This window comes from Fibrobacter sp. UWR2, assembly GCF_002210285.1.
GTDB lineage: Bacteria > Fibrobacterota > Fibrobacteria > Fibrobacterales > Fibrobacteraceae > Fibrobacter.
Window position 1 is genome coordinate 89,669 of record NZ_MWQE01000001.1, and the last position, 17,205, is coordinate 106,873.

A 17,205-nucleotide genomic window follows, 5' to 3' on the forward strand; every position below is an offset into this window, starting at 1 on the left:
AGTGCGCTAGCGAGGTTTTTCTGTATTCTGGGGATACGTTGCTTGTATTCCAAAATGCTAAAATTTGCTAAAAAGGCAAAAAGCGGTAAAATTTGCTCAAAAACGCTAATTTTGTATTCTATAAGGGTTGTGAAAACCTATATTTATGCTCATGAAGGACATCGTCGAATATACGGACTACCGCAAGTTCATCCAGGACTACTACGATGAACGCAAGCGCAGTTCGGCCTTTACGTGGCGCGAGTTTGCGCGCGATGCCGGGTTCACGTCGCCGGTTTACCTGAAATATGTGTGCGAAGGCAAGAAGAACCTGAGCATCGGCGTGGCGGGCTCGGTCGCGAACGCCATGGGGCTCGCGGGTTTCGAGAGCACTTACTTTGTGCTGATGGTCTCGTATGCGCATGCCAAGAGCGATGTGGCGAAACGGGCCGCTTTCGAGGAACGCTGCGCATTGGCGCGGGCGCACAAGGTGCGCGTGCTCGGGAGCGAGGAATTCGATTATTTCAAGTCGTGGAAAAATCCGGTTATCCGCGAGCTGGCGGTGCAGATGCCTGGAGCGAAACCGCTCGAGATTGCGCATGCCTGCAAGCCGAAGATTTCGGCGGCGGAGGTTTCCGAGACGCTCGATTTTTTGGTGAAGGCGAAGCTTTTGAAGAAGGGCAAAAACGGCGTTTACCACCAGACGGAAAAGTCCGTGTCAATGGTCTCCGTGGATGCGGTGCCGGTGGCTGCCCGCGATATGCAGCGGCAGATGGGGGAGCTTGCGGTGAAGGCCTTGGACCTGCCGCTTTCGGAACGCGATATGTCGGGCCTTACGCTCGGGCTTACGCGCAATGCGTATGAACGCATCAGGAAGGAAATTGCGGATTTTCGCCGCCGCATCGTGGCGATTGCCACAGAAGACGACGAGACTGAACAGGTGTACCGCATGAATCTGCAATTGTTCCCGTTGAGTGAACGCCTGGAAAAGAAAAAGGATTTAAAAAATAAGGGAGTAGAACGAGATGAAAAGTAACTTGAGTGATATGTTCCGTGGTGGCATTGTTTGGGCAATGTCGTTGGCATTGGCGTCGACTTTTTTGACGGCGTGTTCCGACGACAAGGGCGTCGCGGGCGGTTCTACAGAAGATGCCGGCATCATCGCCAACTTGAATGTGGCTGGCTTGACGCAGAAGGGCCCGTTCGTGAAGGGTTCCGAGGTCACGGTGCAGGGAATCGATTGCAAGACGATGAAGTTGACGAATGAACATTTCGAGGGCAAGGTCAAGAGCGACAAGGGCGACTTTGCCATCGATGGGGTCTCTCTCAAGTCTACATGTGCCTTGTTCGAGGTGACGGGTAAATACCGCAATGAATTTACCGGCAAGGAATCTTCGGAAGGACTGACGCTCCATGCGCTGACGGATTTGAAGGACCGCAAGAATGTGAACATCAACGTGCTCACCGAACTGGAATACGAACGCCTGATGTATCTTGTGACCGAGAAGGGCAAGAAGTTCGCAGAAGCGAAGGCGCAGGCCGAAGAGGAAGTGCTTGCGGCATTCGACATCAAGGGCGACTTCGGCAATTCTGAAGACTTGACCATCTATGAAAGTGGCGACGGAAACGCGGCACTGCTTGCCGTGAGCGTCTTGATGCAGGCGAAAACGGACGATGCGGGCCTTGCAACGCGCATCGAAAAGTTTGCCGACTCGTTTGCGGAAACGGGCAAGTGGAATGATGACAAGACGAAGGCCACGATTGAAGAATGGCAGGTGGCCGCTACGGCCGACGGAACGCTCGATTCAATCCGCAAGAATGTCGAAAGCTGGGGCTATGCCGACGTGGTGCCCGCATTCGAGAAGTATGTGGAAGCCTTTGGCGACACTGTCATCCTGAGCAGCGATTCCCTTCCGTCGTCATCCTCGACTCCGGTCGAGGATCTGTCAAGCAGTTCGGTTACTTTGGCGGTTCCGTGCAAGACTGAAACCGAAGACAATTGCGAATACGGTACCTTGACGGATGAACGCGACGGCCAAACGTACAAGACTGTGAAAATCGGTGACCAGGTGTGGATGGCGGAGAATTTGAATATTGATGCGGCGAATAGTTGTTGCTATCACGATTCCGCTGAATATTGCTCCAAGTACGGACGTCTTTATAACTGGGCAGGAGCGATGGATGCTGAAGGCAAATGGTCTACGAACAGTGTGAACTGCCGTTACACTGGGGAGTGCTCTCCGACATATCCTGTGCGTGGAGCATGTCCCGAGGGCTGGCATTTGCCTGATTCAACAGAGTGGGGAAAACTATTGACAGCGGTTGGCGGCCTCGATGTGGCGGCTAAAATGCTCAAGTCAACGAGTGGCTGGCAAGATTGTGAAGAAGAAAACTGCAACGGCACGGACGCTTATGGATTCTCGGCGTTGCCTGCCGGCTACATGGATCGTTATGGGTCTGCCTTTACCTACTATGAGGGTGTTAGCACGGGGTTCTATACTTCTACGCAGGTGGATAAAAACGATGCGTACCGAGTGTATTTGTACCGTAACAATGTTGTGAATTTTACCAGTGATATCAAGGCCGACGGTTTCTCCGTTCGCTGCGTGAAGGATGACGTTTCTGCTCTGGAATCCAGCTCCGGCGTCACACCGCAGTCGAGCAGTGGCGAGACAAGCGTGTCCAGCAGTTCTGTTGAAGTGCAGCCGAACTCTAGCGAAACTGAGTCAAGTTCCAGTAGTGGCGACGACAAGATGAATTGCTCGGCGCTTTTGGAAGGCGAAACGGACTGGAACTGGGATGTGCCGAAGGAATGTCGTTTTAATCCTGATATTGACTATGGCACCATGATCGATACCCGAGACAACAAGCAGTACAAGACGGTGAAAATTGGCGACCAGGTATGGATGGCAGAGAACTTGAACTTTGACCCTGGTCAGGGTGGTTCTGGCGATGCAAAATACGATTGGTCTTGGTGCCACAACAATAAAGCAGAACACTGTGATGTGGCTGGTCGTTTTTATACGTGGGCTGCGGCCATCGACTCGGTGAAACTTGCTACCGATGCGGACAAGACGATGGACTGCGGCTATGGCAAGGAATGTGGCCTCGATTCGGCGGGCTCAGCGACCTTAATTCAGGGAATCTGTCCCGATGGCTGGCACTTGCCAAATAACGGTGAATGGAATTCCCTGTTCACGGCTGTAGGCGGGTCAGGGAAGGCTGGCACACTTCTCAAGTCCCAGACCGGTTGGTATGGTAATGGCAATGGTACGGACGCTTTCGGGTTCACCGCGTTGTCCGTCGGCCGCAGTTACAGCTATGCCAACTTCGACTTCGATGGTCTCTATGCTTATTTTTGGAGTGCTACTGAGAACGATAGCAGCTACGCCTACGGCATGTACTTGTACTATCGCGGCGACGACGTGGGTGCAGGCCTGTTCGACAGCTATAAGAACTACGGTTTTTCCGTCCGCTGCATAAAGGATTAAATTTAGGGAAAGGGAGAACAAGATATGTTCACGATGAAGGAATCTGTAATGAAGTGGGGCGCTGCTCTCGGGATGCTTGCGGTGTGCGCCATGTTCTGGGCGTGTTCCGACGACGGGTCAGATTTTGCGGGCGGTTCTACGGAAGATGCCGGCATTATCGCCAACCTGAATGTGGCTGGCGTTTCGCAGAAGGGCCCGTTCGTGAAGGGCGCTACGGTGACGGTGCAGGGTATTGACTGCAAGACGCTCAAGTTTACGGACGAAATTTTTGAGGGTAAGGTCAAGAGCGACAAGGGCGACTTTACCGTCGAGGATGTCTCGCTCAAGTCTACGTGCGCGCTGTTCGAGGTGACGGGTGTCTACCGCAACGAAATTTCCGGAAAGAAGTCTTCGGAAAAGTTGACGCTCCACGCACTGACCGACCTCAAGGACCGCAAGAACGTGAACATCAACGTGCTTACGGAACTGGAATACGAACGCCTGATGTACCTCGTGACTGAGAAGGGCAAGAAGTTTGCAGACGCGAAGGTGCGGGCCGAAAAGGAAGTGTTTGCTGCGTTCGGCATAGCGGGTGACTTTGACAATTCTGAAGACTTGACCATCTATGAAAGCGGCGATGGCAATGCTGCGCTGCTTGCGGTGAGCGTCTTGATGCAGGCGGAAACGGACGATGCGGGCCTTGCAAAGCGCATCGAGAAGTTTGCCGACTCGTTCGCGGAAACGGGCGACTGGAACGATGGTAAAACAAAGGCCGCGATTGAAGAGTGGCAGATTGCCGCTACGGCCGACGGAACACTCGATTCTATCCGCAAGAATATTGAGGGCTGGGGCTATGCCGACGTGGTGCCCGCATTCGAGAAGTACATCGAAGCCTTCGGCGATACCGTTATCCTGAGCAGCGATAGCAGCGAAGGATCCAGCAGCAGTTCTGAGCCTGCCGAAGGAACACTTACGGACTCCCGCGACGGCCAGACTTATAGAACCGTAAAAATCGGCGATCAGGTGTGGATGGCGGAAAACCTGAACTTTGAAACGGATTCCAGTTACTGCTATAATGATTCTGCCAAATACTGTGCAAAGTATGGTCGCCTTTATGAATGGAGTGCGGCAATGGATGCATGCCCTAGCGGCTGGCACCTGCCTGATACTGCGGAATGGAGAACGCTGCTCGATGCGGTTGGTGGGGATTCGATTGCGGGCACGATGCTCAAGTCTACGAGTGGCTGGAATAGTGACGGCAATGGTACGGATGATTTCGGCTTCACTGTGTTGCCTGCTGGTGGCTGGGATAACAAGATGTTTGAGGGGGAAGCTGCAGGCTTTTGGAGCTCTGTAGGGTACGGAAACTATGCGGCCGCTATACGTTTGCTCGCAGATGCCTTTGCCGTACGCCTGATTAGCGGCCGCACGTATGTCGGACACTCGGTCCGTTGTGTAAAGGGTAGTGAATACGATGCGACTGCAAATACGCTCAAGGACCTGCGTGATGGCAAGGTTTACAAGACTGTGAAAATCGGCGACCAGGTGTGGATGGCGGAGAACCTCAATTATTCAGATAGCACGAAGACCGCGAGTCTAAAAGACAAATCTTGGTGCTACGATAATGAATCTGACAATTGCGTAAAGTATGGCCGCCTTTATACCTGGGCTGCAGCGATTGACTCTGTTGCCTTGGCGAACGATGCAAAGGCGCCGCTGGATTGCGGTTATGGCAAGTCGTGTACCCTGCCTGCGAAAGTGCAGGGTGTTTGCCCCGATGGTTGGCATTTGCCGAACTATGATGAATGGGTAGCTATGCTTACGTCTGTGGGTTGGCAGTCAAATGAGAATAAGGTTCTCAAATCCCAGAGCGGTTGGTCCGGAAATGGAAATGGCTCTGATTCTTCCGGTTTTTCTGCGTTGCCTGCTGGTTACTATAATGGCAGTTTCAATCACGCTGGCGACGAAGCAGACTTCTGGAGTTCCTTTGATCACTATAGTGACTACGCCTACAAAATGACACTGGATAATAACATGAAATGTGATAGAGGGTGCATAAATGACGAACGGAAAAACGTCGGGAATTCTGTCCGCTGCGTGAAGGATGGTATTGCTGTTCCTGCGTCCAGCAGTAGCGAAGTGTCTAGCCCATCATCCAGTTCGGTTGCTTTGGTGGCGCCATGCAAGACTGAAACCGAAGACAATTGCGAATATGGAACTTTGATCGATTCCCGCGACGGCCAGACCTACAAGACGGTCACCATTGGTACGCAGACTTGGATGGCGGAGAATCTTAACTATGCATACACTGATGTCCCCTATAGTTATGCAGCCTACGAATCCGATTCTACGAGTTGGTGCTTTGACAATGCCTTAGACAACTGTGCCATGTACGGTCGTCTTTACACCTGGTCCGTTGCGATGGATAGTGTGGGTGTTTGGTCTACGAAAGGAAAGGGGTGCGGTTATGACAGGACTTGTAACGTCGATTCGACGGGCTCGGTGCGAGGCATATGCCCCGAGGGCTGGCACTTGCCTACGCAAACGGAATGGGGAACGTTATTTGCCGCTGTCGGTGGAATGTCGACGGCGGGCAAGATGCTCAAATCGACAAGCGGTTGGACAAGTAACGGCAACGGAACGGATGGTTATTCCTTTGCTGCGCTGCCTGCTGACAGCAGGACCGCCGGTGGCGATTACCGCAACAAGGGCTACTTCACGAACTTCTGGAGTTCTTCTGAGAAAGATAGTGGCACCGTATATACCATGTCTTTGACTTACTACGTTGAAAATGCGGACTTGACCTACAGATACAAGCCCGAGGGACTTTCTGTCCGCTGCGTGAAGGATTAATTTTAAGAGTTCTACTATCAAAGAAAAAGACCCCGCTTTTTAGCGGGGCCTTTTTTCGGGTGGATGACCGGACTCGAACCGGCAACATCCAGAATCACAATCTGGGACTCTAACCAATTGAGCTACATCCACCATGTAGCGTGCCCAAATATAAAAAAGCCATCCCAAATTTCAAGGGATGGCGTGAATTTTTTGGTAAAAAGGCTCGGATTTTGGCCTGATGCTTTAATTTTACGAGTTTTTCTTCTGCATGACGCGGATGAAGTTCTCGCGCTTGAAGTCGTTCGTGTGTTCCTTGCAGAAACGCGGGTAGACGGTCTGCTTCGGGTAGATCTTGATGGAGAAGAGTTCGTTGCACCCCTCGAGGCAGCACTTGAACATCAGGTCCATGGATTCGGTGTAGTTGTGGCGGATGACGATGTTCTTGGACTCGATGCTCTCCACGTTCTTCTTCTGCTTCTGGCGCAACTTGATGTCGCGGTGCAGTTCGCAGTACTTGGCAATCGGGTGACCCCAGAATTCGCGTCCGCAGCCGGGTTCCTGGCAGATTTTGAGCTTGATACGCTTCTTTTTCTTGTATTTGGGTAACTGCATGCCTAAAAGATAGTAAAAATGGTGTGGTTTTGGCTGATTTTGAGGGGGATAACCGTATTAAGGGTATGAGATACTCTGAAATTTCGATGAAAAAGTGGATTCTGGCGGTCGTGTTTGCCCTGACCGTGTTCTTTTCGCTGGTGCTGGCGTCATGCAGTTTTGTGGTGGACGATGGCACGTCAGAGCCTGCGCCCCTGAGGGTTTCGTTCCTGGACGTGGGGCAGGGGCTCGCGGTGCTGGTCGAGAATGGCGGGCGGTACGCGATGTACGATACGGGGCCGGATTCCGCGGGGGTGGTGGATTCGCTTGTCGTGCGCGGGGTGGATACGCTCGAATGGGTGGTGATGAGCCATAACCACAGGGACCATGCGGGCGGGTTCATGGAGCTTGCGGGGCGCGGGCCTTCCAAAACGGCGCGTGTCGCCGTGAAGCACCTGTACGTCGGGCCCGATACCGCGGGTGGTTTCGTGCGCGATAGCGTGCTCGGGTTGGCCCGCAGGTTCGGCATCCCAGTGGATACGCTTGTGCGTGGATCCTCGCTCGGGCAGATTTCAGGTTGCGGGTCTATTGCGGGTGGTGACTGCGCGGGTGCCGGGGATGCCCCGCGGTTCGACGTGCTCTGGCCGCCGGACTACGTGCATGAGGGCGGGAACCCTGCAAGCGTTGTTCTGCGGGTGGAGTTCGGGGCGGCCTCCCTGCTGCTGACGGGCGACCTGGACTCTGCGGGCGAGCGCCGCCTGCTGGAACTTTCCCCCACGCTTGGCGCGGGCTTGTTGCAGGTGGGTCACCACGGGTCTGCGGGGAGCAGTACGCTCCGGTTCCTTTCGCAGGTTGCTCCGGATTACGCTGTGATAAGTGTCGGCGCGGGTAATGGCTACGGGCACCCGCGCGAAGAGGTCTTGCGCAAACTTGGGCTTGTGCTCGGGGATACGGCGCGGTTCTTCCGCACCGACCGCGATGGGACAGTGGAATTCGAACTGTGGCCTGATATCGGTGTGGTTACCGGCAGGGACTAGCGACTAGTCCGCAAATCCGATGCGTGCCTGGAAGTGGCATTCCGCATCGTGCGGGTCGCGCTGCATGCCGACCTCGTTCATCCCGAAAATGTAGGCGTGGTGGTTCGTGTTCTTGAACCGCACGATGCTCACCTTGCCCCCGAGCGGGACCTGCGAAAGATAATTCATTTGTATGGAACGGATGCGGCGGCTCTTGAGTTCTTCGGCATCGAGAGCGTCCATGACCCAGTCCACGTAGCGGCAGTGGTTCACGTGCCTGTTCATGTCGAGGTCGCTGTACTTGGCCGTTTCCGTGCATACCACCCTCGGCTCGATCTGTGGGTCGAGAATGTCCATCATTTCGGGCAGCGCGTTCTTGCCGGGGAACAGCGGGATGGGGAACGGGCAATCGGCGGGATTCTCGGACCTGCCGGTTTTGAGGTTCACCAGGAGCCAGCTCGAAGTCGCCTGGGCGATAGAGTGCCCCTGCGAATCGACGATGGAATAGTCCTTCAATACGACTTTATCCTTGATGATGTCCTTTGCCCAGGTCGAAACTGCAATCTTTTCGCCCCAGACGGGCGTGTGCAAAATGCGAATCTTGAAGCGCGTGATGACGGTGGTGTAGCCTGCCTGCATCATCTTCCAGAGGCCGAATCCGTTCTTTTCGGCATCGGCGATGGCAGTCTCTTCCATGAACAGGAAAAGGTTCGAAAGTTTTAGGCGGCTATGGTGGTCACAGTCCGAGAAGCGGACTTCGAATTCCTTTGTCGTGATGTCTTGTTCCATGGTCTACCTGCCGTTTTACGGTTGTCGTCGAATTTAAGCGGATTTTGCGTCGCTCCGTGCGCCGCCTTTTCAATAATTTATAATTTTGAATTATGGATGATTTTCAGTTCCGCCCTTCTTTTATTCAGTTACCGGCTTTTACATCGTTTAATGGCGAGGTCCGCCTCCCGGGTTCCAAGAGCATTACCAACAGGGCCTTTTTGATTGCGGCCCTTGCGCAAGGGGAAACCCGCCTGCATAACCTGCTCAAGAGCGACGATACGCGCTACATGGGCGAGGCCCTGCAGAAGTTGGGCGTGCGCATTGATTTTTCGGATGACTATTCCGAGGCGGTAGTGGAAGGGAGCGGCAAGCCTATAGCGGTGGATGGCGCCGTGGACCTGTTCCTCGGCAACGCGGGTACGGCGATGCGCTCGCTTACGGCCGCGCTTTCGCTTGGGAAGGGCCAGTTTACGCTTACGGGCGAAGAACGCATGAGCGAACGTCCGATACGCGACCTTGTAGACGCGTTGCTTACGCTTGGCGCAAAGATTGAATACCTCGAAACGGAGGGATATCCGCCGCTCCGCATCGATGCATCCGGGCTCGAGGGCGGAGAAGTGCATGTGCGTGGCAATATCTCGAGCCAGTACCTCACGGCGCTTCTGGTCTGTGCCCCGTACTGCAAGGCTCCGCTGAAAATACACGTGGATGGCGAACTGATTTCTGAGCCCTACATCAGGCTTACGCTTGCCGTGATGACGCGCTTTGGCGTAGAAGTCTCGTGGCCGGCATCGCAGCCGTATCGTTTTGATGTGCCGCATGGCGTGTTCAAGACTCCAGGTGACTTCTTTGTCGAGGGCGATGCGAGTTCGGCCAGTTATCCGCTTGCCGCTGCCGCCATTACCGGCGGGAAGGTGAAGGTCGTGGGTGTGGGTAAGTGTAGCACGCAGGGTGATGCACAGTTTGCGAAGGTGCTAGAAAGCATGGGCGCAAAAATTACCTGGGGCAACGAGTTTATCGAATGCGAAGGCCCGAAGGGCAAACTCAGGAGCCTCGGGGAATTCAATGCGGTTGAAATTCCTGATGCCGCGATGACGGTCGCGGTGCTCGCCCTGTTCGCAGATGCCCCGATGACGATTACCGGTATCGCAAGTTGGCGCGTGAAGGAAACCGACCGCATCGCGGCGATGGCTGCGGAATTGCGCAAGGTGGGTGCTACGGTGCGCGAGTCCATGGACAGCATCACGGTGACGCCTCCCGAAGTATTGCAGCCTGCAACTATTGAAACCTACAACGACCACCGCATGGCCATGTGCTTCAGTCTCGTGTCCCTTGGTGGTGTGCCTATCAAGATTCTTGACCCTGCGTGCGTGAACAAGACTTATCCGAACTTTTTCGAGGATTTCAGCAAGCTCGCAAAATGATGGACGTGATGGAAAAGATTATGCGGCATTCGGAGCGCGGCCTGCTTGCCATGCTGGTTGCCGCTGTTGTACTCTTTGAAAATCCTGTGCATGCAGAGCCGGTACTGCAGAGCGCTCCCTGGTCGGGTCCGCTTAATCTGTGGGTCATGGATAACGGGATTGGTTCACAGAAGGCTGTACACAAGCTGGTGAAAAAATTCAAACGCGATACGGGCATCCCTGTCGAAGTGCGCGTACTGAACTGGGGTAATGCCTACTCGGTCATCTCCGATGCTTTTGCCAATCCGGATTCCGTTCCCGACTTCCCCGACGTACTGCAGTTGGGCTCCACATGGGTTCCGCATTTTGCCTCGGTCGGTAAACTCCGCACACTCGATACGCTCCTTACGCAAATTGATTCCTCTCGTTTCTATACGGAAGCGTTCAAGGCGAGCCGCATCGCGGGCCAGGCGGATGTGTATTCGTTCCCGTGGTTCCTGGACGTGCGCACCCTTTTCGCAAATGAATGGCTCTGGCATACGCTTGATATCCAGGATAGCGATATCAATGACTTTACCAAGTTCCTCGGGGCCCTCCGCGCAATCAATCGTGGTGAACTGAAGAATTCTGAAATGAAGCGTGTCGCCGCGTTCGCGCTCCCTGGCAAGGACGACTGGACTGGACCGCAACAGATGGCGCCCTTCGTGTGGGGATTTGGCGGTGATTTCTTGAAGTGCGACGAGGGAAAGTGCAAGAGTAGCCTGCTGGATTCCCTGACACTTGCGGGCTTTGCCGTGTACGTGAAGATTCTAGGTGACGAGGAACTTGCTCCTCTAAGCCTTTCGGAGAATTCGGCTCAGAACGCGGCGCGGTTCGTGAATTCCGAACTGCTTATCCATTATGGAACATCGGAATTGGTGCGTCAGCTGGAGTACCCTGCAGATGTCGGCGGTCTCCGGTCGAGCGCTATCGCGGATGACGGCATCATGATTCTGTCTGGCCCCGAGGGCCCGTACTCCCGTTCTACGTTTGTGGGCGGGAGCCATCTCGCCTTACCTGTACATGACGATTCAGTGCGGTTCCATGCTGCAGAAAACCTGCTGGCCTATTTGGTTCGCGCCGATAACATTGATGCCTTCTGCCGTGCGGTCGGGTTCTTGCCTTCGGATCGCGGGCTCATTAGCATCTGGAACCAGGACCGTCGCTATTCGCAGATTATCAAGAGCCTCGAAACAGGCAAGAGCTTTCCGAACATTCCTGAATGGGGCGAAATTGAAGGCGTGTTGAACCTGCTTGCCAATGATATCGGCGCGACGCTTTCTACAAATGCAAATGCCGAGGTTCGCAATCGTGATATTGCAAAACTTTTGGTGAAGGCGCACAAGGATGTAAACGGAATTCTCCGCAACGATAGCGCGCTCGATGAAGTTGGCGCTATTAAGCGTGTTGAAAAAGCGCTTGCTGCGGACATCCCGGAAATCATGCCCGAAGACTTGAAGTTCGAGCCGTCAGCGGCTTCGGTGCATTTGTGGCATTTGATAGACGCTTTTGTCGTTCTAGTTATTCTTGCCGCAATCATTGTTCCTATTGGCTTGATAACCTACATTGTTCGTCGCAAAAAGTGAGTGGTTGGGTTGGGGTTCTTGCGTAGGTTTGTTGTTGTTCTTTTGTTTGCGATAGCGCCGCTCCTTGCGGGGTTTGATTTCGCACCTTACCAGGCCTATATTGATTCCGTTATACCCGAAGTGAAGTTCGGGCTTTCGGTGCGTTCGGTGAGCACGGGTGCCGAACTTTTGAACGTGAATGCGAACGACTATTTTACGCCTGCAAGCACGATGAAGACGCTTTCGACGGCGACGGCGCTACATTTTTTGCCGCTTGATTATGCCCCGCAGACAAAGGTTTCCTTGCTCGGGACTCAAAAGCGCAATGTGTTTACCGGCGAGGTGAACGTGCGTGGCGAAGGTGATCCGAACATTTCGGCCCGCTATTATACCGACCCGATGCTCGTACTTTACGCAATGGCGGATTCCATCAAGTCTCTTGGAATCGATACCGTGCGCGGGCGCATCGTGCTCGACACGAACTTCTTTACTCCGCCCTGGAAGCCCGAACACTGGCGCAGCGATTTTTTTGACTACTACTACGGTGCCGAAGTGACGCCCCTGCAGTTTAACGATAACTGCACGGTAATCCGCATTAAGCCTGGTGCAGAAGACGATACGGTGCGCGTATCGGTGGTGCCCGATGTGGGTTACGTGAAGGTCGTGAATAAACTCATTACGAAGACGGCCCCCCGCAATAAGCGTGGCCGCAAGCAGAAACTCAAGTGGAACCGCGCTCTCGACCCGGTCGCACCCGTGGTGACCATCGAAGGCGAGTTCGATATCGAGACGGATTCGACGCAGTTCGTGATTCCTGTGCGCGGAGCCCTCGGTTATTTCCGTGCGGCGCTCTTGAAGGCCTTCCGTGACCGCGGGCTTATCTTGAACGAGGTCGCCGTCGCCTCTTCTGGCGAGAAGATGAGGCAGTTCTCTTTCTCCTCTGCGCCCCTGCTGAGCGTGATGGACGAAATCAACCAGCGGAGCCAAAACCTGCATGCCGAAACGCTGTTCCGCAATGCGGCAGCCTACATGTACGGCGTGGGCAGTGTAGAAAACGGCAAGAAGCTTGAACGACGGTTCCTCGCCGAAATGGGGCTTGATTCCAGCGGGTTCGAAGTTTACGACGGTTGCGGGCTTGCTGCTAAGAACAAACTAAAACCGTCTGTCGAAACGCAGATGCTTGCCAAGATGGCGCGCCACCCGAAGGGCGAGTACTACATCAATTCGTTTGCGAGCCCGCGTATCGGTTCGGGCAGCAAGCGCATGCAGACGCTTCTGTACCCCTGGTTTACGCGCTTCAAGACGGGCTACATTGCCGAAGTCCACGGGCTTGCGGGCTACATCTTCACGATGGCGGGCGACACGCTTTCTGTAGCGATGTACCTGAACCAGACGGGCAAAAACAAGGATGCCGATTGCAAGAACACGATGGATTCTGTGTGGATAGCGCTTGTGGAATGGGCGAATAACGGCTACCCGTCGCTACTGCGCATGAAGGATATGTGGCGCGAGGGCATTGAAGTGAAGGGCCTTGATGCCCGCCTGGAGTATTTCTCCAGAAGGCTCATGAAAACGCCATATGGCCTGGGCAAGATGGGTGAGGGCCATATCGATACCGTAGAGCAGAAACCGATGGTGTACCTGGATTCCGTGGATTGCGTTACCTACGTAGAGCACGTGCTTGCGATGGCGAACGCAGTGAACGAAGATTCCCTGTTCAACATGTTGCAGCGTATCCGCTACATCGACGGGAAAATCAATTACCGCACGCGCAAGCATTACATGATTGTCGACTGGCTGGGCGAGGGCAAGTTCGCCCGCATCAAGCCCGTAGAAGGCGATACGCTCATGGAGCGCACCATTGCGAAGAAGGAATTCTTCAAGTCGAAAAAGATGAAGTACCTGGTCGACGGCAAACCTGCCGATGACCCGAAGGTACAAATCCGCTACCTGCCTTGTGAAAAGGCCCGCAAGTGGGCCAAGGAAACGCGGTCCGATACGCTGAAGGTTATGGGCGTCGCCTTTATTTCGAAGGCCGAAAAGTACGATGCAAGCCATACCGGGTTTGTCGTGTTCAAGCCGGGCGAAGCGCCGCGACTCCGCCATGCGTCTTCGCAGCGCAAGCAGGTGGTGGACATGTCCCTTGCCGATTACCTGGACAGCCGAAAGGGCAAACTTCCGGGAATAACTTTATTTGAATTCATTCCGCAGTAGCGCGTGCGGTTAATCGCCGTAATCGAATGCGAGAATGGCTACGAGGCTAGGCGATTTTTCTGAGCTATCCTCGGTGCCTTCGAATGCGGTCCAGGCGTCGGGCATCCAGCCGTAGGCGTTTGTGGTGAGCTCCTTGCCGAGCGCGATTTCGGCATGCTCGATCTGTTCCCAGTCAATCTTTTTGCTCGGCGAAGTGTAGTAGCGCAACATGCCGAGCGCTTCCATCGATTCAGGATGGTCGTCTACGAGTTGGTACACGCAGTCCTTGTAGCTTTCGCCCGTAAAACGCAGCACTTGATAAAGCCGCTTGCGGCCCAGGAATTTCGAAAGATCGTCCCGGTGCGTTTGAACCTTCGAGTTGTCGCCAAAAAATACCGCAAGTTCGCGGAATATTTCGGAATCTTCCTCCATGAGCGGGGAAAGTTTCTTGATGAGCGATTCGATGGCTTCGGTGGGCATGCTGAAAAAATATATATTTGCAGATATGAAGGTGGAATGGGAAAGAGAAAATTAGCGATGTTTTATAAATGTTCCATAAAAGATGTTGCCCGTGCTTGCAGGATTCCACTGCTCGTTCTGCTTGCTTTTGCTGCTGTTATCGGGTGTTCGGACGAAGTTTCCTCTAGACCCCCGCAGCCATTTGAACCACCTGAAGATTCGCTCTCTGAAAATCCCGGATTCGTAAAGTTTAACGCTGCCGGCGATTCCGTGTATCTCGGGTCTGACCTTGCGACAGTCCCTGCCGGCGAACGCCCGCGTATGCTGGTAAAATTAAACTACGATTTTTGGCTCTCGAAACATGAGGTGACTTGCGGTGAATACAAGTCGGTGATGGAAGGTCGAGGGTTTGTGCCTGCATGCGAAAGCGATTCCTTGCCTGTGACCGATGTGACGTTCTACGATGCGGTGCTTTTCGCAAACGCAAGGAGTATTTCGCAGGGTCTGGATACCGCCTACAGGTATTCCTCGATGGTGAAGGATAACCTGGGCCACTGCACCTACTTGGAAGGCTATGCGTTTGATCCGCAGTCCAACGGGATTCGCCTCCCCACCGAGGCGGAGTGGATGTATGTCGCCCGCTGGCATTGGGACGTGCAACATGTGTGGAGCGCAGAAAATTCCGACGACAAACCCCATGGTGTGTGTTCTGCCGCCCTGCAGGCGGCTGTCTGCGATATGGCCGGTAACGTGATGGAGTGGGTGAACGACTGGTATGCGAACCTGCGCGATACTTCGCTTGTGAATTTTGCGGGCGCGCCCGATGGCGGTCATCAGGGCAAGCGCATCGTGAAGGGCGGTTCGTTCCGCATGCCGGCAAATGGAATGCAGAGGTATTCCCGTGGTGACGTGTACACGGTGACGTCCTCTACTCATGCCGAATATGTCGGATTCCGCCTCGCGATAGGCGCCATTCCCGATGCCGTATGGATGAATGACAAGGGCAATGCGGGGAACAGCCGCTTTGTCGTCATGTCTACTGCCGCAAAGCTTCGCGGGAAGACGGGTTCGTACAACGTAAAACTCGCCTTCAGGAACGACCTGACGGGGAATCTTGCGTACATCGACTACTCCAGCGGGGTCCCGAACGTCGAAGAAATTGTCGACACGCTGGAGGTATATCATCCGGATATTTCGCCCGATGGCAAGTATGTCGCATTCTGTACAGGAATCGAGGGTGTTGATGCCAAGTCGCATATATACGTGCGTAGTCTCGATGCCATCTGGAGCTATATCGTAAAGCTCGATGTAGATGGTGCCGCAATCCCGCGCTGGCGTGTGCTGGATTCGGGCGATACGGTAATAGTCTTTGTGACTTCTGCGGCAAACAACAAGGATGACGCGACGTTCCTTTCGCAGTCTACGTGGCAGGTGCAATTTGCAAATAACGGCTTTGGCGTACCGCAGAAACTCTTTGACGGGGCGTACCATGGTGGCGTAAGTCGCGATGGCAAGTTTGCCGTTACGGGTTCCACGAGACTGCGGGCTCATATCACGGACAGCACGGGCGCATTTGTCGATACGGTATGGTATGGTGGCGAGCAGGCATGCAATGCAAGCCTCGCGCGCGATGGCAGTAACCGCACGTTGTTCTTGGATTTTGGTGGGCAAACGGGCCGTACCTTTGTCGGGCAGGACTATGGCACGCATGAACGCCTGCTTATTGCCGATAGCACCGGCAATCTGATTGAATCCATCGGGATGTCTCCAGGTTACGCGTTTGACCATACGGAATGGGTGCACGATGCCACAATGCGTTCCGACGAAAAACTTGTGGTGACCTCGATTACAAATGCCGAAGGCAGGCACGGTTGGGTCTTGCTGGTGGATGTCTCGGATTCTAGCATGATTGTCCTCCTGGAAGGCGAAGAAATCTGGCATCCTGCCCTCTGGACTCAAGAAGCGGGCAGTGCTCTCCAGACGGATCTGGATCTCGATAGCGCGGGCGTGTACTGCGCGCTCGGTGCGGGTGAGGCTCCCTACATGATGCGTTACAAGCTGGAACTCCTCTGGACGTATAAGGACAGCGCGAACGTGGCTATCGTCGGGTCGTCGCGCCCGCTCGAAGGCCTTGTGCCGGCCTTGTTCAGTGACGATTACTTTGTTATAAACATGGCAAATGTGCCCAACATGGTCTATGGTTCCAAGTACCTGTTCGAGAACTATATTCTCCCGCATGTGAAGAATCTCAAGTACCTCGTCGTATCGCTGGATATTGACCTGTGGTTCCATAGTGAGCGGAGCGACTACAACTTCTTCTACAATGAGTACAAGAAATATCCGGGCTATGTGTACGACGCAAATCATAACTTCTGGCAAGACAGCGTCCCTACCGGCCTGGCCGAGGTGGTGCAGTCTTCGTTCGGGTCGGATTTCTATGCGGGCTATTTCCGTGACGAGATGGGCTATGTGCGGTTCAATGCGAAACCCTGGGAAGACCTGCCTGTCGTGGAATACGATAGCACCTGGATGGATTTTGCCTCGGACAACTACTATGAGGCGCTGGGACACCTTGTGGAAATCATAGAACTGGCCGAAAGCAAGGGCATATATGTTATCGGTATCGTGTTTCCGCAGAATCCGAACTTCCAGAAGACGGGCTCGTTCGGGCGTTACGGCCCGCGCCGCAGCGAGGCTCCCGCGTTGTTGCAGGGAATAGCAGACCTGAGCAAGGAACACCCGAACTTCATCTTCATGGACGAGAACAAGATGGGGAACCACGATTTCCTGGGTGAAATGAGCAACGACAAGGACCATCTCGCATATCCCGGGGCGGTCAAGATGACGGCCAAGGTAGATTCGGTTCTCCGGACCCTTAAGTAAA

The 17,205-nt window shown here is 54.1% G+C and carries 11 protein-coding genes and 1 tRNA gene; 8 read left to right on the forward strand and 4 right to left on the reverse strand.

Features of this window, described 5'->3' with window-relative positions; all coding sequences use genetic code 11:
• Positions 1-151: 151 nt before the first annotated feature.
• The 3 genes from B7994_RS00360 to B7994_RS14205 are packed head-to-tail and all read left to right on the forward strand — an operon-like array spanning position 152 to position 6,302.
• Positions 152-1,015 (forward strand): TIGR02147 family protein, encoded by an 864-nt coding sequence (locus B7994_RS00360; protein ID WP_088637184.1) that lies wholly within the window; start codon positions 152-154, stop codon positions 1,013-1,015.
• Positions 1,005-3,470 carry a fibrobacter succinogenes major paralogous domain-containing protein gene (locus tag B7994_RS00365; RefSeq protein ID WP_233142901.1) on the forward strand — a complete coding sequence of 822 codons (2,466 nt, stop codon included), beginning with the start codon at positions 1,005-1,007 and terminating at the stop codon, positions 3,468-3,470. The genes B7994_RS00360 and B7994_RS00365 overlap by 11 nt, the downstream gene beginning before the upstream one ends.
• A gap of 24 nt (positions 3,471-3,494) precedes the next feature.
• A complete protein-coding gene (locus B7994_RS14205) occupies positions 3,495-6,302 on the forward strand; it encodes a fibrobacter succinogenes major paralogous domain-containing protein (RefSeq protein ID WP_088636512.1) in 2,808 nt (935 codons plus the stop codon).
• 58 nt (positions 6,303-6,360) lie between these two features.
• Here the strand turns inward: B7994_RS14205 and B7994_RS00375 are convergent.
• Together B7994_RS00375 and B7994_RS00380 are read right to left on the reverse strand one after the other, a co-directional pair.
• Positions 6,361-6,434, reverse strand: a tRNA-His gene (locus tag B7994_RS00375).
• A 99-nt stretch (positions 6,435-6,533) separates the two neighbouring features.
• A complete protein-coding gene (locus B7994_RS00380) occupies positions 6,534-6,896 on the reverse strand; it encodes a hypothetical protein (RefSeq protein WP_088636513.1) in 363 nt (120 codons plus the stop codon).
• 65 nt (positions 6,897-6,961) lie between these two features.
• On the opposite strand from B7994_RS00380, the gene B7994_RS00385 reads away from it, so the two are divergent.
• On the forward strand, positions 6,962-7,912 hold the full coding sequence (locus tag B7994_RS00385) for a ComEC/Rec2 family competence protein (protein ID WP_233142902.1): 951 nt from the start codon (positions 6,962-6,964) through the stop codon (positions 7,910-7,912).
• 3 nt (positions 7,913-7,915) lie between these two features.
• On the opposite strand, the gene B7994_RS00390 is transcribed toward B7994_RS00385, so the two are convergent.
• Complete coding sequence (locus B7994_RS00390; RefSeq protein ID WP_088636514.1) at positions 7,916-8,680, reverse strand: acyl-[acyl-carrier-protein] thioesterase; 765 nt, start codon at positions 8,678-8,680, stop codon at positions 7,916-7,918.
• A gap of 92 nt (positions 8,681-8,772) precedes the next feature.
• On the opposite strand from B7994_RS00390, the gene aroA reads away from it, so the two are divergent.
• The 3 genes from aroA to dacB are packed head-to-tail and all read left to right on the forward strand — an operon-like array spanning position 8,773 to position 13,883.
• The gene (gene aroA / locus B7994_RS00395; protein ID WP_088636515.1) at positions 8,773-10,086 is read left to right on the forward strand and encodes a 3-phosphoshikimate 1-carboxyvinyltransferase; all 1,314 of its coding nucleotides are present in this window, start codon (positions 8,773-8,775) and stop codon (positions 10,084-10,086) included.
• A gap of 8 nt (positions 10,087-10,094) precedes the next feature.
• Positions 10,095-11,690 (forward strand): extracellular solute-binding protein, encoded by a 1,596-nt coding sequence (locus B7994_RS00400; protein WP_158213026.1) that lies wholly within the window; start codon positions 10,095-10,097, stop codon positions 11,688-11,690.
• 18 nt (positions 11,691-11,708) lie between these two features.
• Positions 11,709-13,883: a D-alanyl-D-alanine carboxypeptidase/D-alanyl-D-alanine-endopeptidase gene (dacB, locus tag B7994_RS00405; RefSeq protein ID WP_233142903.1), complete on the forward strand. Its 2,175-nt coding sequence runs from the start codon at positions 11,709-11,711 to the stop codon at positions 13,881-13,883.
• 9 nt (positions 13,884-13,892) lie between these two features.
• Here dacB and B7994_RS14005 read toward each other — a convergent pair whose 3' ends face one another.
• The gene (locus tag B7994_RS14005; protein ID WP_158213027.1) at positions 13,893-14,342 is read right to left on the reverse strand and encodes a hypothetical protein; all 450 of its coding nucleotides are present in this window, start codon (positions 14,340-14,342) and stop codon (positions 13,893-13,895) included.
• Between the two features lie 57 nt (positions 14,343-14,399).
• Here B7994_RS14005 and B7994_RS00410 point away from each other — a divergent pair, with 57 nt between their 5' ends.
• Positions 14,400-17,204: a TIGR02171 family protein gene (locus B7994_RS00410; protein WP_158213028.1), complete on the forward strand. Its 2,805-nt coding sequence runs from the start codon at positions 14,400-14,402 to the stop codon at positions 17,202-17,204.
• The last annotated feature ends 1 nt before the right edge of the window (position 17,205 follow it).